The organism is Pseudomonas brenneri, assembly GCF_007858285.1.
Classification (GTDB): Bacteria; Pseudomonadota; Gammaproteobacteria; order Pseudomonadales; family Pseudomonadaceae; genus Aquipseudomonas; species Aquipseudomonas brenneri.
The window spans coordinates 32,462-59,053 of the sequence record NZ_VFIL01000014.1; the positions used below are offsets into that span (position 1 = coordinate 32,462).

Here is a 26,592-nt window from a genome sequence, read left to right on the forward strand (position 1 = left end):
TTGCCGATCAGCGGCCGGCTTACAAAATGGAACAACTTTTCAGGCCGCCTGCACCTGATTGCGCCCCGCCGCCTTGGCCCGGTACAAGGCTTCGTCCGCGCGCTTGAGGGCCAGGTCGCTACGCTCGCCGGGCTGAAACTGCGCCATGCCAATGGACATGGTGATGGTCACCCGTTCGCCCTTGAAGTGAAACGGACACGCCTCAATGGCCGCCCGCAGGCGCTCGCCGAGCTCCAGCGCATCGCCCAACGCCGAATCCGGCATCAGCAGGACAAACTCCTCACCGCCAAACCGCGCGATGAAATCTGTCGCTCGCAAGCGCTTGCTCAACACATTGGCGATGATCTTCAGCACCTTGTCGCCCGCCAGATGGCCGTAGCCGTCGTTGATGCGCTTGAAGTGATCCAGGTCCAGCATCGCCAGTGACAGGTTGTTGCCCTGTTGATGCCACGCATTGACCTCGTATTCCAGGCGTTCACTCCAGGCCGCACGATTGGGCAGGCCGGTGAGCGGGTCGATCAGCGCTTTCTGGCGCTGGACCTCAAGGTGATCACGATAGCCCTGGGCCTCCTGCTCCATGCTCGCCACCCGTTCGGCCAACCCCTGCAACCGCTCGGCCACTTCATGCTCGCGCTGGTCACGTTGCTTTTGATGCTCGTCCATGGCGCCCAGCAGCCCCTCAAGATGGCTTTCCAGCACTTGCTTGAGGTCATCAAGATCGGCCGCTTCCTGGACACTGCTTTGCAAGCCATCCATCTGCTCACGGATTTGCGTATCCATCTCGCGCGCGGCGCTGCGGCTGTCGGCGTGCCCGTCGCTGGCCGCCTGCAAATTGCTCTGGAAGGCTTCCAGCCGCTCGTTTAGGCGCTTTAAGTAGGCTTCAAACTCATGCTGGCCACTGTCGGTGATGGCCAGCATCAATACCGCCAGGTCATCGAGGATCGGCAGCAACTCGTACCAGTTCAGCCCGTGGGCCAGGCGTTCGCGCATGGCTTGCGCCTGGGGCCGGTGATGCTCGGGTAGGTCGAGGTCGCCCAGCAGGCCGAGCAGAGTGTCTTCGATATGTTTGGCTACGGAGCTGTAGGACGGCTCAGGCGAGTCGGGCAAGGCGTACAGCGCCTCGGGATCGACTTCAGCCAGCTCGTCATCCAGCACCGGCGGCAACGACAGACTGCCGATCGCCGTAGGTTGCGGCGGAGCCTGGGGGGCAACTACCGCCGCAGCGGCCGCACCTTCAGGTGGCGGCGTAACACTCACCTCCACAGGCCGAGACGGTTCCGGGGCCTGGGCCGCGACAGCAGGCATTTCGACCGGCGATAAGCGGGGAGCGTAAACCTGAGGCAGCGGTACCACACGCTCATCGACATCGACGACCCGGGGCGCAATGGCAATAGACGCAGGTGCCGCCTCAAGCACTGCCGGCTGCGAGGCCTGGGCTGGTGGCGCAAAGGCTCGCAGGGCCTGGGCCAGCTCGGGAGCATCCTCAACCACCTGGGCAACCGGACTTGCGGCAACCGCCGGGGTTGGCCGCGAGGGCGGAGAAACGCGGGGTTCAACCGTCGCGACTTCTGCATCCGACTCCTTGCCGCCAAACAGACGCTGCAACAGACCTGGGCGAGCAGGCTCATCATCGGACTCAAGATTGCTCAGGGCCTGCCCTTGAAGGCTGCTCAACTCACTGAGCAGCAGGGGAATCTCCCGTGCCTGGCCGACGCGGCTGTCCAACTGCTTGGCAAAGCTCTTCAACGGGCGGCTGACTTCCCGGGGCAACGGCAGCGCCTGCAATTGCGCGACCAGCGCGGTCAGCGCGGTACTGATTTGATCAACCCGTGTCTCACGGCGCTGCTCGGAGTCCAGCACGGCCTTTTCCAGGCGCGGCAACAACGCAGCGAGCGCAGCGTCCATCTCATCGGTGCGCACCACATCGCGCATCTCTTTCATGCACTGGTCGACGGCCCGGTCCGTGCCCTCGGCCGCCAGCGTGCTGCGCACCAGCCCACGGCGCAGCAAGTCGAGGCGCGCAGCCCAACGGCGTTCGAGCTTTTCTTGTTGCTCGATGCTTAACAGGTATTTTTCTTTCCAGCGCTGGGCGTCGTCGCTCATGCAAGGGGTCCGCGAAGGCCGGGGCTCAGCGCGGGTAATGCATCAGCCGTGAGCGAACCCGGCAGACGAATCTCTACCGCGACCGGCAGGTGATCGGAAATGGGTTGCGCCAGCACCTGCACGCGTTCCAGCGTCAGGGTCGGGCTTAACAAAATGTGATCTAGGCAGCGCTGCGGGCGCCAACTGGGGAAAGTGGCTTCGACCTGCGGCGCCAGCAGCCCCAAATCGCGCAATGGAGAATTTTGCAGCAGGTCGCTGGCATGGGTGTTCATGTCCCCCATCAGCACCTGATGCTTGTATCCGCCAATCAGCTCACGGATGTAGGCCAGTTGCAGGGTCCGGGTACGTGCGCCCAGCGCCAGGTGCATCATGACCACTACCAGCGCCTCGGGGCCCTCGCCGAAACGCACAAGGATCGCCCCGCGCCCTTTCGGGCCCGGCAGGGGATGGTCTTCGATCACCCAGGGCTTGAGACGGCTGAGCACCCCATTGCTGTGCTGGCCCAGTCGCCCGAGGTTGCGATTGAGTTGCTGGTACCAGTAGGGAAAAGCACCCAGCTGAGCCAGATGCTCGACCTGATTGACGTAGCCCGAACGCAGGCTGCCACCATCGGCTTCCTGCAGGGCCACCAGGTCGAAGTCACCCAGCAGGTCGCCAATCTTTTGCAGATTGCCGGCCCGACCATTGTGGGGCAGCAAATGCTGCCAGCCACGGGTCAGGTAATGACGGTATTTCTCGGTACTGATGCCAACCTGGATATTGAAGCTCAGCAAGCGCAGCCGGCTGTCCGCCGGCAGGCCGGTGGACGCGAGGTGATGTTCGTTGACCTGCGGATCATGCCGGCCAACAACGCGTTCGGTACCCCAGCGACGCATGGCGAGCCCCTTACTTGGCTGCGCGCTCTTTGGCGATCAACTGGTCGGCAACGTTCAGGGTCGCTTCAGGACCGCCGGTGGAGCCCAGGTCAAAGCGGTATTTGCCGTTGACGATCAGGGTTGGAACGCCTTGCACGCCATATTTTTGCGCGAGTTCCTTGGCCTGCTTGATTTGGCCCTGGATGGCAAAGGAGTTGAAAGTGGCGAGGAACTTGTCCTTGTCCACGCCTTGGGTGGCGAGGAAATCGGCCATTTCGTCAGGCTTGGTCAGGCGCTTGCCTTGTTTCTGGATCGCTTCGAACACTGCGTTGTGGACCTTATGCTCCACGCCCATGGCTTCCAGGGTCAGGAACATCTGGCCGTGGGCATCCCAAGGACCGCCGAACATGGCAGGGATACGCTTGAAGTTCACATCCGACGGCAGCTTCTCGGCCCAAGGATTGATGGTTGGCTCAAAGGAATAGCAATGCGGGCAGCCATACCAGAACAGCTCTACGACTTCGATCTTGCCTGGCACGGAAACCGGCACAGGATTGGCCAATTCAACATAGGTCTTACCCGCTTCAAGCGGCACGTCGGCGGCTTGTGCGGTCATGCCGAACAGGCTGGCAGTGACGAGAGCGGCGCTGAGGATCAGATTACGCATGCTTTACTCCTGGACAAATAAAGTCGCCTCGCGCGACCTTTTTTATGACAGGTCTACACGGGCATGAGTTCGTTAGTGTAACGGTAGCGGCCACAAAAAAGGGCGGCCTGAGCCACCCTTTTTATGCTTGCATCGACGGATTAATCGAGCGTTAACGTTGCGCGGGCAACGTCAGGTCATCCGCGCCTTACTTATGCAGGCCCTGGATGTAGCTGGACACCGCCGCAATGTCTTCGTCGCTCAGCTTACGGGCGATGGTACGCATGGTCATGGCATCGCCATCGTTGGCACGACCGGCCTCTTCCTTGCGGAAATCAGTCAGTTGCTTGGCGATGTACTGGGCGTGCTGGCCACCCAGGTGCGGGAAACCGGCAGCCGCGTTACCCGAACCATCCGGGGAATGGCAACCGGTACAGGCTGGCAGGCCTTTTTCGAGGTTGCCGCCACGGAACAGTGCTTCACCACGGGCAACGATTTTTGGATCCGCCGCACCGACACTGCCGGCCTGGCTGGCGTAATACGCCGCGATATCCGCCAGGTCCTGATCACTGAGATTGGTCAGCAAGCCGGTCATTTCCAGAACCGTGCGCTTGCCGTCCTTGATGTCGTGCATCTGCTTGGTCAGGTAACGTTCACCCTGGCCCGCCAGTTTTGGAAAGTTGGGCGCCGGGCTGTTGCCATCCGGTCCATGGCAGGCACCACATACGGCGGCCTTTGTCTGGCCAGCAGTAGCGTCACCTGCAGCATGGGCAACACCAGTGATGCCCAAGGTCAACAGCAGACTCACGATCAATTTGTTCATCAGCTAATCCAATTACGGCTAAAGGTTATAGAGTTATGGACCGGGTCTACTCGCTCATCAAAAGAATGATGGCCTGGTAATCCTCGGCACGGCATTCCATGCACAAACCACGCGGCGGCATCGCCTTGAAACCCTCGGTCACGTGCTGCACCAGCGTCTCCATGCCTTGCGCCAGTCTCGGCGCCCAGGCTGCCTGGTCACCCCGCTTGGGGGCCGTTGGCAACTGTCCGGCATGGCAAGCCGCACAAACGCGGTTGTACACAGCTTCCGGATCCTGTGTAGCCTGAGCACTGTAAAGTGGTATCAGGACACCGACAGCTAGCAGCCACCTGGTCATACGTCGACCTTTTCAGGGTTTGGAAGCGTTTTGCGTTCTAATGCGCAATAAAGGTCTATCGCTCCCGTGAACTTCATCCTTCGCTGGGACAAAGCACACACAAAATCTGCGGCATTATATACTGGCGCTACTGAAACGGGAACGACACTACTTGCCGCACCCATTCCCGGCACCGCCCACATCGGAAATCCCATGCAACTCAAGAACCCCATCCTCGGTCTGTGCCAACAGTCCACCTTCATGCTCAGCGCCGCCAAAGTCGACCAATGCCCCGACGACGAAGGCTTTGAAGTGGCCTTCGCCGGGCGCTCCAACGCCGGCAAATCCAGCGCGCTCAACACCCTGACCCATGCCAGCCTGGCTCGCACCTCGAAAACCCCGGGCCGCACACAGCTCCTCAACTTCTTCAAGCTAGACGATGATCGGCGTCTGGTCGACCTGCCGGGCTACGGTTACGCAAAAGTACCTATCCCATTGAAGCTGCACTGGCAGCGTCACCTGGAAGCCTACCTGGGTGGTCGCGAGAGTTTGAAAGGGTTGATCCTGATGATGGACATCCGTCATCCAATGACCGATTTCGACCTGCTGATGCTCGATTGGGCCGTCGCCAGCGGCATGCCGATGCACATTTTGCTGACCAAGGCCGACAAGCTGACCTACGGCGCCGCCAAGAACACGTTGCTCAAAGTGCAGGCCGAAATCCGCAAAGGTTGGGGTGACGCGATCACGATCCAGCTGTTCTCGGCGCCCAAGCGCATGGGCCTGGAAGACGCCTATACCGTGCTGGCAGGCTGGATGGAGCTGGCGGACAAAGGTGCAGAAATCGCTGAGTGACACTTTGTTGCGGGCAAAAAAAATCCCGAACTTCGTATGGGGAGGGGAAGTTCGGGATCTAAGTACTCCGGACCGCTAGGGCGGGGTCCAGATATCTGCCAACACTTAACACAACATAGGAGCATTGAAGGGCTTCACCACCCATTCAGTAACTCTGAGTGACGTTTCATGGGTTAAGTTCCGGCGCCACGGAAAAACTATTGGAAATAACCTTCAGCCGTTTCCGATCTATAGGCATTGCTGCGACCTCATGCCGCAGCAATGCCAGATGATCAGTGCGCTTCGTCCCAGTTATCACCCACCCCGACCTCAACCAACAGCGGCACATCCAGCTTCGCAGCACTGCTCATGTGCTCACGAATCTTCTCGCTGACCTCAGCCACCAGATCTTCACGGACCTCGACCACCAATTCATCGTGCACCTGCAGGATGACCTTGGCATCCAGCCCCGACTCCGTCAGCCAGTTGTCGACCTTGACCATCGCCTTCTTGATGATATCGGCGGCAGTGCCCTGCATCGGCGCGTTGATCGCGGTACGTTCTGCGCCTGCGCGCTCCTGCGGCTTGTTGGAGTGGATGTCCGGCAGGTACAGGCGGCGCCCGAACAGGGTTTCTACATAGCCCTGGTCGGAAGCCTGGGCGCGGGTGCGCTCCATGTACTCGCGCACCCCCGGGTAGCGGGCGAAGTACACATCGATATAGGCCTTGGCCGTCTTGGTATCGACGCCGATATCCTTGCCCAGCTTCTGCGCACCCATGCCGTAGATCAGGCCGAAGTTGATCGCCTTGGCGCTGCGGCGCTGGTCGGACGTGACCTCACCCAACTCGACCTTGAACACTTCGGCCGCCGTAGCCGTGTGCACATCCAGGTTGTCGCGGAACGCGTTCAGCAAGCCCTCGTCCTTGGACAAGTGCGCCATGATCCGCAGTTCGATCTGCGAATAGTCCGCCGCCAGTAGCTTGTAGCCCTTGGGCGCGACGAATGCCTGGCGGATCCGCCGGCCTTCGGCGGTGCGCACCGGGATGTTCTGCAAGTTCGGGTCACTGGACGACAAACGCCCGGTGGCCGCCACGGCCTGGTGGTAAGAGGTGTGGATGCGCCCGGTACGTGGGTTGATCTGCTCAGGCAAGCGGTCGGTGTAGGTGCTTTTGAGCTTGCTCATGCTGCGGTACTGCATCAGTACCTTAGGCAGCGGGAAGTCATCTTCAGCCAACTTGGCCAATACTTCCTCGGCGGTCGAGGCCTGCCCCTTACCGGTTTTCTTCAACACCGGCAGCCCGAGTTTTTCGTAGAGGATCGCCCCCAACTGCTTGGGTGAACCGAGGTTGAACTCCTCGCCGGCGATCTCGTATGCCTGGCGCTCCAGTTCCATCATCTTGTTGCCCAGCTCGATGCTTTGCACGCCCAGCAGCGCGGCATCCACCAGGGCACCCTGGCGCTCGATACGCGCCAGCACCGGCACCAACGGCATCTCGATATCCGTCAGTACACTGGCCAGGCTCGGCAGCGCCGCAAGTTGTGCGTGCAATGCCAAGTGCAGGCGCAGGGTCACATCGGCATCTTCGGCAGCGTAGGGGCCTGCCTGCTCCAGGGGAATCTGGTCAAAGGTCAGTTGCTTGGCGCCTTTGCCGGCAATGTCCTGGAAGCTGACGGTGTCATGCTCCAGGTACTTCTTGGCCAGGCTATCCATGTCGTGGCGGGTCGCGGTGGAGTTCAGCACGTAGGATTCGAGCATGGTGTCGAAGGCGATGCCACGTACGGTGATGCCCCGCGCCGGGTCGCCGCCGATGGCGCAATTGGCCAGGATATTCATGTCGAACTTGGCGTGCTGGCCCACCTTGAGCTTTTGCGGGTCTTCCAGCAGCGGCTTCAAGGCCAGCAGTACCGTATCGCGGTCCAGTTGCTCGGGTACGCCGATGTAGGAGTGGGTCAGCGGGATGTAGGCCGCTTCATTGGCCTGCACGGCGAACGAAACCCCTACCAGTTGCGCCTGCTGGGCATCGACGCCAGTGGTTTCGGTATCGAAGGCAAACAGCTTCGCGTCATTGAGCTTTTTCAGCCAGACGTCAAAGCGGGCCTGGTCGAGGACGGTTTCGTACTGCGCCTCGACCGGGGCCTGCGTCTCTGCGGCCTCAGGCTCAGCCGAGGACTGCACCGGCGCGGCGTCGGCAGCGGCTTTGAGTTCGACCCGCTTGGCATCGCGCTGAATCTCATCGATCCAGCTCTTGAATTCCAGCAGGGTGTACAGCTCCAGCAGCTTCTCGCGATCCGGCTCGATCAGGTGCAAGTCTTCCAGGCCGACATCCAGTGGCACGTCGACCTTGATGGTCGCCAACTGGTAGGACAGGAACGCCATCTCTTTATGCTCTTCGAGCTTGGCCGGCAGGGTCTTGGCCCCACGGATCGGCAAGGTCGGGACAATATCGAGCTGCTCGTAAAGCTCTTTCAGGCCGCCGTTCACACCGACCAACAGGCCCGATGCGGTCTTAGGACCAATCCCTGGAACCCCCGGGATGTTATCGGAGGAATCGCCCATCAGCGCCAGATAATCGATGATCTGCTCGGGAGCGACGCCGAATTTCTCCTTAACGCCGTCGATGTCCATCGCACTACCGGTCATGGTGTTGACCAAGGTAATGTGCCCGTCGACCAGTTGCGCCATGTCCTTGTCGCCGGTAGAAATCACCACCGGGCGGTCAGCGGCTGCGCTGCTGCGGGCCAGGGTGCCGATCACGTCATCCGCTTCAACGCCTTCGACGCACAGCAGCGGGAAGCCCAGGGCAATCACGCTCTGGTGCAGCGGCTCGATCTGCACGCGCATGTCATCGGGCATGCTCGGGCGATTGGCCTTGTATTCGGCGTACATGTCATCGCGAAATGTCCCGCCCTTGGCGTCGAACACCACTGCGAACGGGCTGCCCGGGTACTGCTTGCGCAGGCTTTTGAGCATGTTCAACACGCCCTTGACCGCACCGGTGGGCAGGCCTTTGGACGTGGTCAGCGGCGGCAGCGCGTGGAAGGCGCGGTACAGATATGAAGAACCGTCCACCAGGACGAGGGGGGCTTGGCTCATGAGCAGGATCAACCTTTTCGGCGGGTCAGGCGCTAGAATAGCCGGACCAATGACAACAAAGGGACAAGGTTATCATGCGTACATTCAATCGCCTGCTGTTGACCGGCTTGATTGCACTCGCTCCGATGGCTGCCATGGCGGCAGACGACGCTCCCTCGGGGGATCCGGAAGTCACCATTCGCACGGAAGGCGACAAGACCATCCAGGAATACCGTCAAAATGGCTTCCTGTATGCAATCAAGGTAACCCCGAAAGGCGCGCCCCCGTATTTCCTGGTGCGCGCAGACGGAACCGATGCGAACTTCATCCGCTCGGACCAGCCGGATATGCTGATCCCGTCATGGAAGATCTTCGAATGGAAATGATTTCTTAATTTTAATCGGCGCCGCGGCCCGCGGCGCCCGTACTGGCAGTTTTAACCATGTCTGTGTTCACCCCCCTGGCTCGGCCCGAGCTGGAAACCTTTCTCGCCCCTTATGGGCTCGGCCGCCTGCTCGATTTCCAGGGGATTGCCGCGGGTAGCGAAAACACCAACTTTTTTATCAGCCTGGAAAAGGGCGAATTTGTCCTGACCCTGGTTGAACGCGGCCCCGTGGACGAAATGCCGTTCTTCATCCAATTGCTGGACGTGCTCCACGACGCCGACCTGCCCGTGCCTTACGCCCTGCGCACCACCGACGGCGTGGCCCTGCGTGAATTGGCGGGCAAGCCGGCGCTGCTGCAACCGCGCCTGGCGGGCAAGCACATCCAGGACGCCAACGCCCAGCATTGCGTGCAGGTGGGTGAACTGCTCGCTCACCTGCACCTGGCCACCCAGGGCGACAAGGTGCTGGAACGCAAGACCGATCGAGGGCTGGACTGGATGCTCGACGAAGGCGCGCAACTGATCTCGCACCTCGACGCAGCGCAACAGAACCTGTTGCAAGCGGCCCTGGATGAAATCCAGCAGCACAAGGCACACATCCTCACGCTGCCCCGCGCCAACATCCACGCCGACCTGTTTCGTGACAACGCGATGTTCGAAGGTACTCACCTGACCGGGTTGATCGACTTCTACAACGCCTGTTCCGGACCGATGCTGTACGACGTGGCGATTGCCCTGAATGACTGGTGCTCGGACGCTGACGGCGTGATTGATGGCCACCGCGCCCGCGCGCTGCTGGGGGCGTATGCAGCACTGCGACCGTTCAGCGCCAGGGAAGCCGAGCTGTGGCCGACGATGTTGCGGGTCGCGTGTGTACGGTTCTGGCTGTCACGCCTGATTGCGGCAGAGTCGTTTGCCGGGCAGGACGTGTTGATTCACGATCCACGGGAGCTCCAGCAGCGGTTGGAGCAGCGCCAGCAGGTTGCGATCCAGCTGCCACTCGCCCTCTAAATGTGGGAGCGGGCTTGCTCGCGATGGCATTGTGTCAGTCACCCGCTACTTGGCTGACACACCGCATTCGCGAGCAAGCCCGCTCCCACATGGGTTTTGCGGTGTGCCTACAGTGATTCCAGGCACCCTGCCAAATCATTGCCCAGCTTCTCCAGCAACTGTTCATAGCCTTGAGCGGTGGCCGGGGTGTAGCCGCCCAACGCATCCAACTCCGCCAGCTTCACCGGCAGGCCCGCCACCAGGGTCTCGGCCAGGCGTGGGCGCAATGGCGGCTCGCTGAACACACAGGTCTTGCCTACTTCTTGCAGGCGCGTGCGCATCGCCGCCACATGCTGGGCGCCGGGTTGCACTTCGGCAGCCACGCTGAATACACCGGTGTGCTTGAGGCCATAGGTGTCTTCAAAGTAATCGAAGGCTTCGTGGAACACGAAGTAAGGCTTGCCGGCGATCCCCGCCAGGCGCGCCTTGAGACGCACATCCAAGGCATCCAGGCGGCCGTCGAAGGCTTGCAGGTTGCTCTGGTAGCGCGCTGCGTTGGCCGGATCGGCCGCGCTCAAGTCCGCCGCCATTTTCGCCGCAATCACCCGCGCATTGACCGGCGACAACCACAAGTGAGCATCCAGGCTGCCCGGGCGATGATCGTGATCATGCTCGTCGGCTTCTTCGGCGTGGGAGTGGTTATCTTCGGCGAAATGCCGCAATTTCAGACCCGCCAGCTCCTGCACCGCAACGGTCGGCAAGCGGCGGCCCTTGAGCACGCGTGGCAGAAAGCCTTCCATGTCGGGGCCGATCCAATACAGCAGTTCCACCGATTGCACACGCCGTACGTCGGAAGGGCGCAGCGCATAGTTATGCGGCGACGCTCCCGGCGGCAGCAAAACCTCTGGAACCGCCACGCCGTCCTGCACTGCGGCGGCAATCAACTGCAATGGCTTGATGCTGGTCAGCACCCGAACCTCAGCCTGAGCAGCACCGATGACGAACAAACTGGTGACAAATACGACAAAAACGGGAAAAAGTCGGGACACGATGAGCACTCAAGGCGGCAGGAACGGGTAACATAATAACGTCTCTCACAAAAATCTGTCGCCGCTCATGCCTAAAACACCGCTTGCCAGCCGTCCCCACGACCACTCTCACTGCGTACACACCGCACTGTCAGAGGCCGACGCCCTGTGCGCACGCCAAGGCCTGCGCCTGACGGCCCTGCGCCGGCGGGTGCTGGAACTGGTGTGGCAGAGCCACAAACCGCTGGGCGCCTACGACATTCTCGGCGTGCTCAGCGAGCAGGACGGCCGCCGCGCCGCGCCGCCGACGGTGTACCGTGCGCTGGACTTCCTGCTGGAAAACGGCCTGGTGCACCGCATCGCCTCGTTGAACGCCTTTGTCGGCTGCAATCACCCGGAGCATGCGCACCAGGGCCAGTTCCTGATCTGCCGCGAATGCCACGCCGCCATCGAACTTGAACAAAAAAGCATCAGCGACGCGATTATCAAGAGCGCCAGCGATGTGGGCTTTCGGGTCGAAGGGCAGACCGTCGAAGTGGTGGGTATCTGCTCGGGCTGCCAGGGGGCTTGATGAGCACTGCGCTAATCCGCCTGGAACAGGTCGGGGTCTCGTTCGCCGGCCAGAACGTGCTGGACAACATTCACCTGAGCGTCGAGCCAGGGCAGATCGTGACCCTGATCGGCCCCAACGGCGCCGGCAAGACCACGCTAGTGCGTGCGGTATTGGGCCTGCTCAAGCCCGACAGCGGCAGTGTCTGGCGCAAGCCCAGGCTGCGCATCGGCTACATGCCACAAAAATTGCACGTCGACCCGACTTTACCGTTGTCGGTGCTGCGCTTCCTGCGCCTGGTGCCTGGCGTGGATCGCGCCCGGGCCCTGGCCGCGCTCAAGGAAGTCGGCGCCGAACAGGTGATCGACAGCCCGGTGCAAAGCATCTCCGGCGGTGAAATGCAGCGCGTCCTGCTGGCGCGCGCCCTGTTGCGCGAACCTGAGCTGCTGGTACTCGACGAACCCGTGCAGGGCGTCGACGTCGCCGGCCAGGCCGAGCTGTACAGCCTGATCACCCGCCTGCGCGACCGCCATGGCTGCGGCGTGCTGATGGTGTCCCACGATCTGCACCTGGTGATGAGCACCACTGACCAGGTGGTATGCCTCAATCGCCACGTCTGCTGCTCCGGCCACCCGGAACAGGTCAGCGGCGACCCGGCCTTCGTCGAGCTGTTCGGCAAGAACGCCCAGAGCCTGGCGATTTATCACCACCATCACGACCATGCCCATGACCTGCATGGCGCCGTGGTTGCCGATCCGACTGCCCCTCATACCCACGTCCACGGAGATAGCTGCAAGCATGGCTGATTTTCTGCTCTACGCCCTGCTCGCAGGCTTGGCCTTGGCGCTGGTGGCGGGCCCGCTGGGCTCGTTCGTGGTCTGGCGGCGCATGGCCTACTTTGGCGATACCTTGTCCCACGCGGCCCTGCTCGGCGTGGCCCTGGGCTTTTTGCTGGACGTCAGCCCGACCATCGCAGTGACCGTCGGCTGCCTGCTGCTCGCCGTGCTGCTGGTGACCCTGCAACAGCGCCAGCCCCTGGCGTCGGACACCCTGCTGGGGATCCTCGCGCCCAGCACGCTGTCCCTGGGCCTGGTAGTCCTGAGCTTTATGCACGAAGTGCGTATCGACCTGATGGCCTATCTGTTCGGCGACCTGCTGGCGATCAGCCCCACGGACCTGGCCTGGATTCTCGGCGGCAGCGCTGCTGTATTGATCCTGTTGGTGGCCCTGTGGCGCCCGCTGCTGGCAATTACCGTCCACGAACAACTGGCCACCGTCGAAGGCTTGCCTGTGCCAGCACTGCGCATGACCCTGATGTTGCTGATTGCCGTGGTGATTGCTGTCGCAATGAAGATTGTCGGCGTATTGTTGATCACGTCGCTATTGATCATCCCCGCCGCCGCCGCCCAGCGTCATGCACGCTCGCCGGAACAGATGGCGGTCGGCGCCAGTCTGCTGGGGATGCTTGCCGTGTGTGGCGGCCTGGCGCTGTCCTGGTTCAAGGACACCCCGGCCGGGCCGTCGATTGTGGTCACGGCCGCCGCACTGTTTCTGCTGAGTTTTGTCCTGCCCCGTCGAGGGGTGTAGACTTGCTCGCTTTTTGCGCAATTAGAGAGTCGCAGGAATGAAGCCGTTCACCTCCCGTTATCTGCTCCTTGCCGCATTTTCCCTGCTGCTGGGCGCCTGCCAAAGCACCCCGCCCGTCGCCCCTGAGGTTCCGGATGCGCGCGCTGCGGCCATTGCACAACTGGAACAAAACCTGGCCAGCAGCGAGCTGGCCACCGCCGAGGACCAACTGGCTGCGTTGCAGGCCCAGTCGCCCGACGACCCGGCCCTGGAGCCTTATCAACGTCAGTTGGCCGAAGCCTATTTGCAGCGCAGCCAGATCGTCCTGCAAAAAGGTGATGTCAACGCCGCCGCCACCGCCCTGAGCCGCGCCCGCGCCTTGATGCCCAAGGCGCCAGCGCTGACGGGTGGGGTCAACAGCGCCATCGCCCACGCACGCAAGGCCGAGCTGGATAAAGCCGAAGCCGCCCTCAAGGCCGCCGAAGCCAAGCCACCGGCCAAGGTGATCGACCCCACTGCCGAGAGCACCACGGTTGCGCTGAACCTCACGGATATTCAGGAGTTGCGCCATCAACTGGATGCCATCGCCACCGATGTGGTGAATTACCAGTGTGATGTGAGCATCCAGGTGCCGCGCACCGAGGATTACCCGTGGCTGAACACGCTGCTGACCAAGCGGGTGAAACGCCTCGACTCAGGCTACGACCTGAAGATCCACCGGCAGATCCTCAAGCATATTCCGGCCCAGGTTGTGCTGATTCCGCGCAAGGCGGACTGACGCCAACCCCTGTAGGAGCGAGCTTGCTCGCGAAAAACCAATAGCCACCGCAGGCTAACTGACAGCTCTGCGCTATCGTTGGCGGTCTTCGCGAGCAAGCTGGCTCCTACAAGATCAGGCCGGAACCGCCTTGGCCCGAGGCTCGCGCCCCCAAACCCGATGCTGGGCAATTGCCACAAAAAACGCCTTCAACGCCTTGGCATCCCCGCCAACAATCAACCCCGCATCCGCTTCCAGCTTCAACACGCCCAGCAACTGCTTCGCTTCACCGGCCAACGCAATCGCCTTCAAATGCTTGTACGCCTCCAGCAGGTAATGCAACGCCACGCCATCACCGCTCAACGTCTGGATCGACTTCGCCCCACCCGGCACAAACACTGCGTCGAACGCGACCGACGGCAAGCCTTCCATCGAAGCATCCACCGCCAGGCTCTTACCGTCTGCGGTGGTCACCGGCGCCGAGGTCGGCCCCAGCAATTTGGCATGGGCACCTTGCGCGGCCAGCGCCTTTTTCAGTGCAGCAATCGCGACACCATCAACACCGTTGGCCGCCAGGATCGCCACCTTGCGCGTCTTGATATCCCCCGACAGCAGGTTGGCCTGGCTCAAGGCCGGCGAGCGCTCTGGCGCAGTCTTGCGCACCGGCACGGTGCCTTTTTTCGGCGCTGGCAGGCCCAGGTTCTGCGCCACGCGCTTGGCCAGTCCCAGATCGATATTGGCCAGGATCTCATTCACCTGGCGCGCCCGGATAAACTCACGCTCGACCTTGCCCAGTTCAAAGCTGTAGGCCGCGATGATGTGCTCCTGCTCGTGCTGGCTCATGCTGTTGAAGAACAGGCGCGCCTGGGAAAAGTGATCGCCGAAAGACTCACTGCGCTGGCGAATCTTGTGCGCGTCGATGCGCTCCGGGTAGGACTCGAAACCGCCGTCTTGCGCTGCCGGCGGGGTTTCTTTCGGCCAGCCGCCATCGATCGAGTTCGGCTCGTAGGACGCACGCCCCTTGTCGATGGTGGAGCGGTGCATCGCATCACGCTGGCCGTTATGAAACGGCGCTACTGGCCTATTGATCGGCAACTCATGAAAGTTCGGGCCACCTAGACGACTGATCTGCGTATCGGTGTAGGAGAACAGCCGACCTTGCAACAGCGGATCATTGGAGAAGTCGATACCCGGCACGATATGACCAGGGCAGAAAGCCACCTGCTCGGTCTCGGCAAAATAGTTGTCCGGGTTGCGATTGAGCACCATCTTGCCCAGCGGCATGATCGGCACCAGCTCTTCGGGGATCAGCTTGGTCGGGTCAAGAATATCGAAATCGAACTTATGCTCGTTTTCTTCAGGAATGACCTGCACCCCCAGCTCCCACTCGGGATAGTCACCGCCCTCGATGGACTCCCACAAGTCACGTCGGTGGAAGTCAGTGTCCTTGCCTGCGAGTTTTTGCGCCTCATCCCACACCAGCGAGCAGGTGCCCACCGTAGGACGCCAATGGAACTTGACGAAGTTGGACTGGCCTTCGGCATTGATCAGGCGAAAGGTGTGCACGCCAAACCCCTGCATACTGCGCAGGCTTTTCGGGATCGCCCGGTCGGACATGGCCCAGATCACCATATGCGCCGATTCCGGTACCAGCGACACAAAGTCCCAGAACGTATCGTGAGCCGAACCGCCCGTGGGCATTTCGTTATGGGGCTCGGGTTTTACCGCATGGACAAAGTCCGGGAACTTGATGGCGTCCTGGATAAAGAACACCGGCATGTTGTTGCCGACCAGATCGAAGTTGCCTTCCTCTGTGTAGAACTTCACCGCAAAGCCGCGCACATCGCGCACGGTATCGCCCGAACCGCGCGGCCCTTGCACCGTGGAAAAGCGTACGAATACCGGCGTTTTATGCCCAGGGTCGCGTAGGAAACCGGCCTTGGTCAGCGCCGAATGGTTCTCGTAGGATTGAAAGTAACCATGAGCCCCCACACCGCGGGCGTGCACGATGCGCTCCGGAATACGCTCGTGGTCAAAGTGCGTGATCTTTTCACGCATGATGAAATCTTCCAGCAGCGAAGGCCCGCGAGCGCCGGCCTTCAGGCTGTTCTGGTTATCGGAGATTTTCACCCCCTGATTGGTGCGCAGCGCCTGGCCAGTGGCGTCGGAACGGAATTTTTCCAGGCTTTGCAGCTTGGCATTGGTGTTGCCACGGTCCAGGGTATCGGTGCCGGCAAGCTCGCTCTTGGCCGCCCTTGCGGGTTTCTTGGTACTCATCAGACAAAACTCCTCGTTTGCGTAGGCCAGAGCGGTCCCTGGCTCGTTTGAGCAAAACCCCAGGCACGGCACCTGGGAAATCGAGTTGCCTAAGTAGTGACTGACACGGTTTTTGACCGTTCCTTTTTTATGACCTTTGATCGCGTTATTGCCAAATCACTGGTTGAATACGAAATAAATGCTAAGAAACACTAGATGGACAGGCTAAAATGCGCGCCCGGCTAACCGCTGATCCCTTTTCAATGCGCCCCACAAGGTTCGCTACGTGATCGAGTTTCATAACGTCCATAAAACCTACCGGGTCGCCGGCAAGGATATCCCCGCACTGCACCCCACCAGCCTGCGCGTCGAGAACGGCCAGGTGTTCGGCCTGATTGGCCACTCTGGTGCGGGAAAAAGTACTCTGCTGCGCCTGATAAACCGTCTGGAAGAACCTTCGGGCGGCCAGATCAAGGTCGACGGCGAAGAAGTCACCGCCCTGGATGCCAACGGCCTGCGCCGTTTCCGGCAACAGGTCGGGATGATCTTCCAGCACTTCAACCTGCTGGCCTCCAAGACCGTCGCCGACAACGTCGCGCTGCCGCTGACCCTGGCGGGCGAGTTGTCGCGCCGCGAGATCGATGCACGCGTGGCCGAACTACTGGACCGTGTCGGCCTGGCCGACCACGCCAAGAAGTACCCGGCGCAGTTGTCCGGCGGCCAGAAGCAGCGCGTCGGCATCGCCCGCGCCCTGGCCACCAAGCCCAAGATCCTGCTGTGCGACGAGGCCACCAGCGCCCTTGACCCGCAGACCACCGCCTCAGTCCTGCAACTGCTGGCCGAGATCAACCGCGAGCTGAACCTGACGATCGTGTTGATCACCCATGAAATGGACGTGATCCGCCGTGTCTGTGACCAGGTCGCGGTGATGGATGCCGGTGTGATCGTCGAGCAAGGCCCGGTTGCCCAGGTGTTCCTGCACCCCACGCACGCGACCACCAAACGGTTCGTGCAGGAAGCCGAGCAAGTCGATGAAGGCGAGCAGCGTGATGTCTTCGCCCATGTACCTGGGCGCATCGTACGCCTGACGTTCCAGGGCGAAGCGACCTACGCGCCACTGCTGGGTACCGTAGCCCGCGAAACGGGCGTGGACTACAGCATCCTTGCCGGTCGCATCGACCACATAAAAGATACCCCTTACGGGCAACTGACCCTGGCCATCACCGGCGGTGACATGGAAGCGGCATTCGCACGCTTTACCGCAGCCGATGTGCACATGGAGGTCCTGCGTTAATGGACGTGTTACTGCATTATTTCGACAACGTCGACTGGGCTGATATCTGGGTGGCCACCAGCGACACCATGCTGATGCTCAGCACCTCGTTGTTTTTCACCGTACTGGTGGGCCTGCCGCTGGGCATCCTGCTGTTTCTGTTCAGCCCACGGCAGTTGCTGGAGCAGAAAACCACCTATGCCGCCCTGGCCTTCGTGGTCAACGCCATCCGCTCCCTGCCGTTTATCATCCTGCTGATTGTGATGATCCCGACGACGGTGTTCCTCACGGGCACTTCGCTGGGTGTCGCCGGCGCCATTCCACCGCTGGTGGTAGGCGCTTCGACGTTCTTCGCCCGGCTGGTGGAAACCGCCCTGCGCGAGGTCGATCGCGGCATCATCGAGGCGACCCAGGCCATGGGCGCGACCACCCGGCAGATCATCACCAAGGCGCTGCTGCCCGAGGCAAAGCCCGGCATCATTGCAGCAATCACCGTGACCGCCATTGCCCTGGTGGGCTACACCGCCATGGCGGGTGTGGTGGGTGCCGGTGGCCTAGGCGACCTGGCGATCCGTTATGGGTACCAGCGTTTCCAGGATGACGTGATGGTCGTCACCGTGGTGATGTTGATTGTACTGGTGCAGATTCTGCAAACCATCGGCGATAAGCTGGTGACACACTACTCTCGAAAATAACGGCCATTGCCGGCCCCCGCCGGCAGATGCCCGAACAAGGAGCTTGTTGGATGAAAAAACTACTGGTTGCTTTCGCCGCGGTTGCCGCGTTTTCCGCCCATGCCGCCGAGACCCTGACGGTCGCCGCCACACCGGTGCCGCATGCCGAGATCCTTGAATTCGTGAAGCCGGCCCTGGCCGCGCAAGGCGTGGACCTGAAGGTCAAAGTGTTCACCGACTACGTGCAGCCGAACGTACAAGTGGCCGAGAAGCGCCTGGACGCCAACTTCTTCCAGCACCAGCCGTACCTGGATGAGTTCAACAAGGCCAAGGGCACTCACCTTGTGAGTGTGGCCGGCGTGCACCTGGAACCCCTGGGCGCGTACTCCAGCAAGTACAAGACCCTGGCCGAGCTGCCGAACGGTGCCAACGTGGTCATCCCCAACGACGCCACCAACGGCGGCCGCGCGCTGTTGCTGCTGGCCAGCAAGGGCCTGATCACCTTGAAGAACCCGACCGATATCCTGTCGACCATCAAGGACATCACCGGCAACGAAAAAGGCCTGAAATTCCGCGAACTGGAAGCCGCCACCCTGCCGCGCGTGCTGACCCAGGTCGACCTGGCGCTGATCAACACCAACTACGCCCTGGAAGCCAAGCTGGATCCCTCCAAGGATGCCCTGGCGATCGAAGGCAGCGACTCGCCTTACGTCAACATCCTGGTGACCCGTGAGGACAACAAGGATTCGGACGCGGTGCAAAAGCTGGTCAAAGCCCTGCACACCCCAGAAGTGAAGAAATTCATCAACGAGAAGTACAAAGGCGCGATTCTGCCGGCGTTCTGATCGAGCACTATCTCCAAAACACTGGAGATCGAATGTGGGAGCTGGCTTGCCTGCGATAGCGGTGGATCAGCGACCAAAAGGCTGGCTGACCTGACGCTATCGCAGGCAAGCCAGCTCCCACAGTTGATCTGTGTTGTCGGCTGGATTTGCTCCAAAACTAGTTGCGCTGCAACAACCCCGGCAACTGCGCCACCAGCTTCTGGTTGTTCAACGGCGCGCGGATAAACCCACGCTGGGTGCCATCCGGGCCGATCAGCGCCAGGTTGCCGCTATGGTCGACCGTATAGTTCGGCTTGCTGGTATCGGCTGGAATGAACGGAATGCTCACCGCATTCGACACCTTCTGCACATCCTCCACATTCGCGCCGGTCAGGCCTGCAAATTGCGGATCGAAGTAGCCCAGGTATTGCTTGAGCTGCGTCGGGGTATCGCGATGCGGATCAACGCTGACCAGGATCACCTGCAGCTTATCCACCACGTCCTTGGGCAGCTCGCTCTTGATCTGGCGCAGTTGGGCGAGGGTGGTCGGGCAGATGTCCGGGCAGAAGGTATAACCGAAGAACAGCACACTCCACTTTCCCTTCAACTCATTGACCAGCACTGGCTGGCCGTCCTGGTTGGTCATGGTCACGGGCGGCAGTTGGCGGCTTTGCGGCAACAGGATAATGCCTGCGTCGATCAGCGCCGTCGGGTCGCCCTGGTCCTTGCCGGACAGTACTTTGTTGACGGTCAGGCCCATGATCAACGCCACCAGGGCCACCAGGATAAAGACAGTTTTTTGAGTTCGAGTCATAGGTTCAACAATAAGTAGTGGTCTACGAGCAGGGCGATAAATAGCAGGAACAGGTACCAGATAGAGTACTTGAAGGTATTGATCGCCGCGTGCGGCCGACTGCCACGGTACAGCACCCAGGCCCATTGCAGAAAGCGCGCGCCCAGAACCAGTGCGCAACCGAGGTACAACAGCCCGCTCATATGGATCACATAGGGCATCAGGCTCACTGCCAGCAACGCGCAGGTGTAGAGCAGGATATGCACTTTGGTGTAGTGCTCACCGTGGGTCACCGGCAGCATCGGGATATCGGCCTTGGCGTATTCCTCCTTGCGATGAATGGCCAGGGCCCAGAAGTGCGGCGGGGTCCAGGCGAAGATGATCAGTACCAGCAACAGTGGCTCGGCGCTGACATGGCCGGTGACCGCCACCCACCCGAGCAAAGGCGGCGCGGCGCCAGCCAGGCCGCCGATCACGATGTTCTGCGGTGTCGCGCGCTTGAGAAAGCCGGTATAGATCACCGCGTAGCCCAGCAACGAAGCCAGCGTCAGCCAGGCCGCCAATGGGTTGGTAAACGCCAGCAGCAACGCCAGCCCGGCCACGGCCAGCGCCAGGGCAAAGGTCAGCGCGGCGGCCGGCGAAACCCGCCCCTCGGCCAGGGGCCGCTTATGGGTGCGCGCCATGACCGCGTCAATCCGTCGATCCACCACATGGTTGACCGCTGCCGCGCCACCGGCACACAGGGCAATCCCCAGGTTGCCAAAGATCAGCACCGTCCACGGCACACCGGCGCGGGTGGCGAGAAACATGCCCACCAGCGAGGTGATGAGCATCAACACCACCACCTTGGGCTTGGTCAGCTCCAAATAGTCACGCCAGATCGCCTGGCTGTGACGCTCGCCAATCAAGGTCGCCATGGCATCTCTCCTTTAAGGGTGGTCAGGCCCGAAACGTGTTTACGCGGGCTGAAGCGCCAACCGAACGGCACTTGATGGCGGACCCGGACCAGGCTGGTACGGGCGTGGTAATTGACCAAAACCAGGGTTAGCAACAACGCAGCACCGCCGGCGTTATGGGCGACTGCCACCGGCAGCGGCAAATGAAAGTACACATTGCTCAGGCCCAGGCCGATCTGTACCGCGAGCGCCACCAGCAGCAACCCGGCAAGGCGCGTCATGCCCACCGCCTTGAGCTGCCAGGCCAGCCCCAGCAGCACCACGGTGACCGCCAGCGCGCCCATGCGATGGGTCAGGTGAATCGCCGTGCGTGCGTCGCTGTCCAGTTGCCCGCCCAGATAGTTGGGGCCGATATGCTGGGTCAGGTGAAAGCCATTGGCAAAGTCCGCCGCCGGCCACCACTCCCCATGACAGGTCGGCAAGTCGATACAGGCCACCGCCGCATAGTTGGAGCTGACCCAACCACCCAGGGCCACCTGCCCGATCACCAATACCAAGCCAGCCGTGGCCCAGTACTGCAAGCGCCTGGGTACGATCAGCGCCGGCAACACCCCGGACAAACGCAGGGTCAGCAAGAACAGCAGGCTCAACGTCGCAAACCCACCCAGCAAATGCCCGGTGACCACCTGCGGCCAGAGCTTGAGTGTCACTGTCCACATGCCAAAGGCCGCCTGGGCGAAGACCACCGCCAGCAGGAACAGCGGCAGCTTCAAGGGCTGCCCCGGATGCCGGCGATGGGTCCAGGCGCGGGTGGCCAGCAACGCGATCAGCAGCCCCAGGGTGCCCGCCGCATAGCGGTGGATCATCTCGTTCCAGCCTTTGTCGGCCTCCACCGGCGTGTCCGGGAAATGCAACTCGGCATGGGCCAACTGGGCTTCGCTTTTAGGCACGCTGATAAAGCCGTAGCAGCCCGGCCAATCCGGACAACCGAGGCCGGCATGAGTCAGGCGAGTGTAGGCGCCAAGCAGCACGACAATCAGCGCCAGCAACGTGGCAAACAACGCGAGGCGAAATCCAGGTTTGGCCATGACGATGCCCTTATCCGATATTCGACAGTTTCAGCAGGTGGCGCAGGTCGTTGAGCAAGTCCTTGCCCTTGACCCGTGCGTCATAGCGCAGCACCAGGTTGCCGTGGGGGTCGACGATCCACAGCTGGGCATCGCCGGGCGCGGCAGCGTTTTGCTTGAAGGTCGGCAGGTCCAGGGGGAAACGCTGCAACTGCGGGTATTCGGCTTTCAGCTTGGTCTCGTATTCGGCGCTGACGGGCTGCGCGCTGGCCAAGGCATGACTGGCGCGGGACGCATCACGGCCCAGGCCGATCTGCAGTTGGCGCGCGAGGTAGACCAATTGCTGGCAATCGGCAGTGCAGGCCGCAGGCGCCGTCACCAACAGCTGCCAGCGGTCCTCGTCAGCCTGCACACCGATATCGGCACGGGTCTGGCCATTGCCGATCATCTCGCCGTGATCACTGCGATTGTCCGGCACCCAGAACTGCCACTTGTACATCAGGGTCGCCAGCACCATCGGGCCGATCACCATCATCAGGATCAGGATCAGTTGCCAGCGCCCCTTACGCCGGTTGGGCGCTGCTGGCGTATCAGACATGTTGAGTGGATTCATGGCCGCTCCCATGGTGCTTCTCCCTTGCGTTGTGCCATCCGAGGTAGAGGTAAAGACCCAGCAGCGCCAGCGCCATGGCGAACCACTGCACGGCATACCCCACGTGTTTTTCCGGCCCCATGGCCACTACCGGCCACTGGGTTTCATAGGTCGCGGGGCCGGTTTCGGCCCGCAGTTCAAAGGCAAACCCGCTACGGTCCAACTCAGCCCAAAGCGCCTGTGGATGTAGCGCCGTCAACAAGCGCGGCCATTGCGCGGCTGCCGGGTCGGCATGCAACTGGAACGTCTCGCCTGGCGCGACATACACCCAGGCGTTGATGTTCAAAGGCTGGTCGGGCGTGGTGAAGGCCGGCGGCGTGCGTCGATCCGGCCACGCCAGCCAGCCTCGATTGAGCAACAGCCACTGGCCGCTGGCCTGGTCATGAAAGGGTTGCAGCAACTCGACGCCGGCCTTGCCGTCACGCATGCGGTTATCCAGTAATACGCTGTGCCTGGCGTCGAGCTGCCCGCGCAACTGCACCCGGCGAAAGGCCGGATCAGCCACCGCATCCAACTGTTCAACACTGATAGGCGGTGCCGCCCGGCGCTCGGCGTAACTCTGGAGCAGCACCTGTTTTTCCTGGCCACGGGACAGTTGCCAGAAACCGAGAAACACCATCAACGGCAGCAGCACGAGCACCACCAGCGTCGGCGCAATCCCGGGGCGAAAGCGTTTCATGGCGTTGCCGCGAAGATCGATGCAGCGCTGGCTATACTGAATCTCATTGCCCGCCCCTCAAAAAAAGAGCCCTGGAGCCTGACCATGCTCAAAGCCGCTATTGCCCTGATGCTGATCGCTACCGTTGTGAGCCTGTTCAGTGGCTTGTTCTTTCTGGTCAAGGACGAAGGCCACTCCAATCGTCTTGTCATTGCCTTGACCGTGCGCGTGGTGCTGGCCGTGATTACCCTGGTGCTGATCACCTGGGGGTTCTTCAGCGGCCAGCTGGTGTCCCACGCGCCCTGGTAAACCCGCTACAGCACGTAGACAAAGAAAAACAAACCGATCCACACCACATCCACAAAGTGCCAATACCAACTGGCCGCCTCAAAGCCGAACTGGTGCTCGGCATTGAAATGCCCCTTGAGGATGCGCATCAGCATCACGAACAAAATAATCGTGCCGATGGTTACGTGGGCACCGTGGAACCCGGTCAACATGAAGAAGGTCGCGCCATACACCCCGGAGCCCAGGGTCAGGCCGAGCTCTTTATAGGCGTGGATATATTCCTCGGCCTGGAACCCGAGGAACGCCACCCCCAGCAACACGGTGAGCGCCAACCAGATTTTCAGCGCGCCGCGATGGCCCTTGCGCAAGGCGTGGTGGGCGATGGTGATGGTCACGCTGGAGCTCACCAGCAAGATGGTGTTGACCAGCGGCAAGCCCCACGGGCTGATGGTGCCTTCAGGCGCCGGGAACAGCTTGGGGTCCGGGTTGTTGAGCAACGGCCAGGCGAACTCGAAATTCGGCCACAGCATGTGCGCAATGCCCTTGGAGCCTTCACCGGCCAACCACGGCGCCGACAGATGCCGCACATAGAACAGCGCGCCGAAGAACGCGATAAAAAACATCACCTCGGAAAAGATGAACCAGGTCATGCCCCAGCGGAACGAGCGGTCCATCTGCGCGCTGTAGAGGCCGGCACGGCTTTCCTTGATCACTGCGCCAAACCAGCCAAACATCATGTAGGCCAGCAGCAGGCTGCCGACGAAAAAGATCAGCGGCCCGTGGGATTCCGGGCGCGCAGCCTTGAGGTCGTTGAACCACAATCCCAGGCCATACACGGTGATCAGCAGCCCAAACGTGGCAATTATTGGCCACTTGCTTTGCGCTGGTACGTAGTACGTATCATGAGTCGACATGTATCCGTTCTCCTAATCGAGCCCGCAGGCACGCCTAGCCGCCGGTATGGACAGCCACGGGCGGTTGGCGCGCAGTGATATCGAACAGCGTGTACGCCAGGGTCAAATGCTTCACATCCTTGGGCATGTCGCGATCGACAATGAAGCGCACCGGCATCTCGATGCGCTCCCCCGGCTGCAGCACTTGCTGGGTGAAGCAAAAACACTCGGTCTTGTGGAAGTACATCGCCGCTTCGGCCGGGGAAATACTCGGGATCGCCTGGGCCGTCATCGGCTTGTTGCTGGGGTTGAAGGCCACGAACACCATCTCGTTGACCGCGCCAGGGTTGACCACGATTTCGTCGGCCTTGGAGTGGAATTCCCAGACCATATCGATGGCATTGGTCGACAGGAACTGCACCCGCACCTGGCGCGACGGATCGACCACTTGCGAGCCTTCGTACTGCCCAGCGGTCTTGCCATTGATACCGAACGCCTTGCACATCACGTCGTAGATCGGCACCAGGGCAAAGCCAAAGGCGAACATCGCCAGCACCAGAATCAGCAGGCGCGTGACCAGGCGGTTGAGGGGCACGGAATCAGCCATGGCGCCCACCCCCGCGTGACGGTTCTGTAGGAGCGAGCTTGCTCGCGAAAAACCAGAGCGCGCCGCGTTTATCCAGGCAACCCGCGTTATCGTTCACGCCCTTCGCGAGCAAGCTCGCTCCTACAGGTGGGCGGCCGCTGTTCATTTGACCTCCGGCGGCGTAGTGAAGGTGTGGTACGGCGCCGGCGAAGGAATGCTCCACTCCAGCCCTTCGGCACCATCCCACGGCTTGGCCGGCGCCGGCTTGCCGCCACGGATGCACTTGATCACGATAAACAGGAAGAAAATCTGCGTGGCGCCAAACATGAAGGCGCCAATCGACGACACCATATTGAAGTCGGCGAACTGCAGGTTGTAGTCCGGCACCCGGCGCGGCATGCCGGCCAGCCCGACGAAATGCATCGGGAAGAACGCCATGTTCATCCCCACGAACGACAGCCAGAAATGCAGCTTGCCCAGGGTTTCGTCGTACATGTGGCCGGTCCATTTCGGCAGCCAGTAGTAGGCCGAGGCGAAGATCCCGAAGATCGCCCCAGGTACCAGTACGTAATGGAAGTGCGCCACCACAAAGTAGGTGTCGTGATACTGGAAATCCGCCGGGGCGATGGCCAGCATCAGCCCGGAAAAGCCGCCGATGGTGAACAGGATCACGAAGGCCACGGCAAACAGCATCGGCGTCTCGAAGGTCAGCGAGCCTTGCCACATGGTGCTGACCCAGTTGAACACCTTGACCCCGGTGGGCACGGCGATCAGCAACGTGGCGTACATGAAGAACAACTCGCCCACCAGCGGAATGCCCACCACGAACATATGGTGCGCCCACACGATAAACGACAGGAACGCGATGCTTGCCGTGGCGTAGACCATCGAGGTGTAGCCAAACAGCGGCTTGCGCGAGAAGGTCGGGATGATCGAACTGACAGCACCGAAGGCCGGCAGGATCATGATGTACACCTCGGGGTGGCCGAAGAACCAGAACACATGCTGGAACAATACCGGGTCACCACCACCGGCGGCGCTGAAGAAGCTGGTGCCGAAGTGGATATCCATCAGCATCATGGTCACGCAACCGGCCAGTACCGGCATCACCGCGATCAGCAAGAACGCGGTGATCAGCCAGGTCCAGACAAACAGCGGCATCTTCATCAAGGTCATGCCGGGCGCACGCAGGTTGAGGATGGTGGCGACCACGTTGATCGCGCCCATGATCGAGCTGATCCCCATCAGGTGGATGGCGAAGATAAAGAACGTCACGCTTTCCGGGGCATAGGTGGTGGAGAGCGGGGCGTAGAAGGTCCAGCCGAAATTCGGCCCGCCGCCCGGGGAAAACAGGGTCGAGACCAGCAGCAGGAACGCCGCCGGCAGCAGCCAGAAACTGAAGTTGTTCATACGTGGCAAGGCCATGTCCGGCGCGCCGATCATCAGCGGGATCATCCAGTTGGCCAGGCCGACAAACGCCGGCATCACCGCGCCAAACACCATGATCAAGCCGTGCATGGTGGTCATCTGGTTGAAGAATGCCGGCTCGACGATCTGCAAACCTGGCTGGAACAACTCGGCCCGGATCACCATGGCGAACGAACCGCCGAGCAGGAACATGGCGAAGCTGAACCACAGGTACATGGTCCCGATATCTTTGTGGTTGGTGGTCAGCACCCAGCGCATCAAGCCCTTGGCGGGGCCGTGGGCGTGGTCAGCGGCATGACCGTGGTCGTCGATCACAGTGCTCATGGCCGTTCTCCTGCAAGCGGATGGGCGGGGCGGTTCAGGGCATACGCAATGAAG

General features: G+C 61.3%; 27 protein-coding genes. 11 read left to right on the plus strand and 16 right to left on the minus strand.

The genetic code is table 11. The features are described 5' to 3' along the window. Nucleotides 1-39 precede the first annotated feature (39 nt). From FJD34_RS24510 to FJD34_RS24530, 5 genes are all read right to left on the minus strand, one after another. The gene (locus FJD34_RS24510; RefSeq protein WP_090292610.1) at nt 40-2,103 is read right to left on the minus strand and encodes a GGDEF domain-containing protein; all 2,064 of its coding nucleotides are present in this window, start codon (nt 2,101-2,103) and stop codon (nt 40-42) included. Further along, complete coding sequence (locus FJD34_RS24515; RefSeq protein WP_032862654.1) at nt 2,100-2,978, minus strand: endonuclease/exonuclease/phosphatase family protein; 879 nt, start codon at nt 2,976-2,978, stop codon at nt 2,100-2,102. The genes FJD34_RS24510 and FJD34_RS24515 overlap by 4 nt, the downstream gene beginning before the upstream one ends. Nucleotides 2,979-2,988: 10 nt before the next feature. After that, nucleotides 2,989-3,624, minus strand: coding sequence for a thiol:disulfide interchange protein DsbA (dsbA, locus tag FJD34_RS24520; RefSeq protein WP_032862653.1), 636 nt, complete (start codon nt 3,622-3,624; stop codon nt 2,989-2,991). Between the two features lie 187 nt (nt 3,625-3,811). Next, entirely contained in the window at nt 3,812-4,426 is a 615-nt protein-coding gene (locus FJD34_RS24525) for a c-type cytochrome (protein ID WP_032862652.1), read from the minus strand. A gap of 46 nt (nt 4,427-4,472) precedes the next feature. Continuing rightward, nucleotides 4,473-4,763, minus strand: coding sequence for a c-type cytochrome (locus tag FJD34_RS24530; RefSeq protein ID WP_032862651.1), 291 nt, complete (start codon nt 4,761-4,763; stop codon nt 4,473-4,475). Between the two features lie 192 nt (nt 4,764-4,955). Here FJD34_RS24530 and yihA point away from each other — a divergent pair, with 192 nt between their 5' ends. Further along, the gene (gene yihA / locus FJD34_RS24535) at nt 4,956-5,597 is read left to right on the plus strand and encodes a ribosome biogenesis GTP-binding protein YihA/YsxC (RefSeq protein WP_032862650.1); all 642 of its coding nucleotides are present in this window, start codon (nt 4,956-4,958) and stop codon (nt 5,595-5,597) included. 272 nt (nt 5,598-5,869) lie between these two features. Here the strand turns inward: yihA and polA are convergent, their stop codons facing one another. Further along, nucleotides 5,870-8,671: a DNA polymerase I gene (gene polA, locus FJD34_RS24540; RefSeq protein WP_090292609.1), complete on the minus strand. Its 2,802-nt coding sequence runs from the start codon at nt 8,669-8,671 to the stop codon at nt 5,870-5,872. Nucleotides 8,672-8,745: 74 nt separating this feature from the next. On the opposite strand from polA, the gene FJD34_RS24545 reads away from it, so the two are divergent. Together FJD34_RS24545 and FJD34_RS24550 are read left to right on the plus strand one after the other, a co-directional pair. Further along, nucleotides 8,746-9,036, plus strand: coding sequence for a DUF2782 domain-containing protein (locus tag FJD34_RS24545; RefSeq protein WP_017528747.1), 291 nt, complete (start codon nt 8,746-8,748; stop codon nt 9,034-9,036). Between the two features lie 56 nt (nt 9,037-9,092). Further along, nucleotides 9,093-10,046, plus strand: coding sequence for a homoserine kinase (locus FJD34_RS24550; RefSeq protein ID WP_065942453.1), 954 nt, complete (start codon nt 9,093-9,095; stop codon nt 10,044-10,046). Nucleotides 10,047-10,153: 107 nt separating this feature from the next. On the opposite strand, the gene FJD34_RS24555 is transcribed toward FJD34_RS24550, so the two are convergent. Next, nucleotides 10,154-11,083, minus strand: a complete 930-nt coding sequence (locus FJD34_RS24555; protein WP_065942454.1) for a zinc ABC transporter substrate-binding protein ZnuA — start codon at nt 11,081-11,083, stop codon at nt 10,154-10,156. 58 nt (nt 11,084-11,141) lie between these two features. Here FJD34_RS24555 and zur point away from each other — a divergent pair, with 58 nt between their 5' ends. Genes zur through FJD34_RS24575 form a run of 4 tightly spaced genes read left to right on the plus strand, consistent with a single transcriptional unit; the run spans nt 11,142 to nt 13,947 of the window. After that, a complete protein-coding gene (gene zur / locus FJD34_RS24560) occupies nt 11,142-11,624 on the plus strand; it encodes a zinc uptake transcriptional repressor Zur (RefSeq protein ID WP_032862646.1) in 483 nt (160 codons plus the stop codon). Then, entirely contained in the window at nt 11,624-12,409 is a 786-nt protein-coding gene (gene znuC, locus FJD34_RS24565; RefSeq protein ID WP_065942455.1) for a zinc ABC transporter ATP-binding protein ZnuC, read from the plus strand. Before zur ends, znuC begins: the two co-directional genes overlap by 1 nt. Beyond that, complete coding sequence (znuB, locus tag FJD34_RS24570) at nt 12,402-13,190, plus strand: zinc ABC transporter permease subunit ZnuB (RefSeq protein WP_029290341.1); 789 nt, start codon at nt 12,402-12,404, stop codon at nt 13,188-13,190. The genes znuC and znuB overlap by 8 nt, the downstream gene beginning before the upstream one ends. A gap of 37 nt (nt 13,191-13,227) precedes the next feature. Continuing rightward, nucleotides 13,228-13,947: a PA5502 family lipoprotein gene (locus FJD34_RS24575; protein ID WP_032862643.1), complete on the plus strand. Its 720-nt coding sequence runs from the start codon at nt 13,228-13,230 to the stop codon at nt 13,945-13,947. A gap of 114 nt (nt 13,948-14,061) precedes the next feature. Here the strand turns inward: FJD34_RS24575 and katE are convergent, their stop codons facing one another. Beyond that, complete coding sequence (gene katE, locus FJD34_RS24580) at nt 14,062-16,275, minus strand: catalase HPII (RefSeq protein WP_223232748.1); 2,214 nt, start codon at nt 16,273-16,275, stop codon at nt 14,062-14,064. A 193-nt stretch (nt 16,276-16,468) separates the two neighbouring features. Between katE and FJD34_RS24585 the strand changes: the two genes are divergently transcribed. The 3 genes from FJD34_RS24585 to FJD34_RS24595 are packed head-to-tail and all read left to right on the plus strand — an operon-like array spanning nt 16,469 to nt 18,974. Beyond that, nucleotides 16,469-17,476: a methionine ABC transporter ATP-binding protein gene (locus FJD34_RS24585; protein WP_032862641.1), complete on the plus strand. Its 1,008-nt coding sequence runs from the start codon at nt 16,469-16,471 to the stop codon at nt 17,474-17,476. Next, nucleotides 17,476-18,150 (plus strand): methionine ABC transporter permease, encoded by a 675-nt coding sequence (locus FJD34_RS24590; protein ID WP_029290333.1) that lies wholly within the window; start codon nt 17,476-17,478, stop codon nt 18,148-18,150. Before FJD34_RS24585 ends, FJD34_RS24590 begins: the two co-directional genes overlap by 1 nt. Before the next feature lie 50 nt (nt 18,151-18,200). After that, nucleotides 18,201-18,974, plus strand: coding sequence for a MetQ/NlpA family ABC transporter substrate-binding protein (locus FJD34_RS24595; RefSeq protein WP_032862640.1), 774 nt, complete (start codon nt 18,201-18,203; stop codon nt 18,972-18,974). 157 nt (nt 18,975-19,131) lie between these two features. On the opposite strand, the gene FJD34_RS24600 is transcribed toward FJD34_RS24595, so the two are convergent. The 5 genes from FJD34_RS24600 to FJD34_RS24620 are packed head-to-tail and all read right to left on the minus strand — an operon-like array spanning nt 19,132 to nt 23,040. Continuing rightward, a complete protein-coding gene (locus FJD34_RS24600; RefSeq protein ID WP_065942457.1) occupies nt 19,132-19,767 on the minus strand; it encodes an SCO family protein in 636 nt (211 codons plus the stop codon). After that, nucleotides 19,764-20,663 (minus strand): heme o synthase, encoded by a 900-nt coding sequence (cyoE, locus tag FJD34_RS24605; protein ID WP_032862638.1) that lies wholly within the window; start codon nt 20,661-20,663, stop codon nt 19,764-19,766. Before cyoE ends, FJD34_RS24600 begins: the two co-directional genes overlap by 4 nt. After that, nucleotides 20,651-21,730: a COX15/CtaA family protein gene (locus FJD34_RS24610; RefSeq protein ID WP_032862637.1), complete on the minus strand. Its 1,080-nt coding sequence runs from the start codon at nt 21,728-21,730 to the stop codon at nt 20,651-20,653. Before FJD34_RS24610 ends, cyoE begins: the two co-directional genes overlap by 13 nt. 10 nt (nt 21,731-21,740) lie before the next feature. Further along, complete coding sequence (locus FJD34_RS24615; protein WP_065942458.1) at nt 21,741-22,334, minus strand: hypothetical protein; 594 nt, start codon at nt 22,332-22,334, stop codon at nt 21,741-21,743. Next, a complete protein-coding gene (locus tag FJD34_RS24620; protein ID WP_090292607.1) occupies nt 22,300-23,040 on the minus strand; it encodes an SURF1 family protein in 741 nt (246 codons plus the stop codon). Before FJD34_RS24620 ends, FJD34_RS24615 begins: the two co-directional genes overlap by 35 nt. A gap of 84 nt (nt 23,041-23,124) precedes the next feature. Here FJD34_RS24620 and FJD34_RS24625 point away from each other — a divergent pair, with 84 nt between their 5' ends. Beyond that, on the plus strand, nt 23,125-23,328 hold the full coding sequence (locus FJD34_RS24625; RefSeq protein ID WP_090292605.1) for a twin transmembrane helix small protein: 204 nt from the start codon (nt 23,125-23,127) through the stop codon (nt 23,326-23,328). Nucleotides 23,329-23,333: 5 nt separating this feature from the next. Here the strand turns inward: FJD34_RS24625 and FJD34_RS24630 are convergent, their stop codons facing one another. The 3 genes from FJD34_RS24630 to ctaD form a co-directional block, all read right to left on the minus strand. Further along, entirely contained in the window at nt 23,334-24,221 is an 888-nt protein-coding gene (locus FJD34_RS24630; protein WP_032862634.1) for a cytochrome c oxidase subunit 3, read from the minus strand. Nucleotides 24,222-24,255: 34 nt separating this feature from the next. Continuing rightward, nucleotides 24,256-24,807, minus strand: coding sequence for a cytochrome c oxidase assembly protein (locus tag FJD34_RS24635; protein WP_032862633.1), 552 nt, complete (start codon nt 24,805-24,807; stop codon nt 24,256-24,258). 141 nt (nt 24,808-24,948) lie between these two features. Next, nucleotides 24,949-26,538: a cytochrome c oxidase subunit I gene (gene ctaD / locus FJD34_RS24640; RefSeq protein WP_029290313.1), complete on the minus strand. Its 1,590-nt coding sequence runs from the start codon at nt 26,536-26,538 to the stop codon at nt 24,949-24,951. Nucleotides 26,539-26,592: the final 54 nt, after the last annotated feature.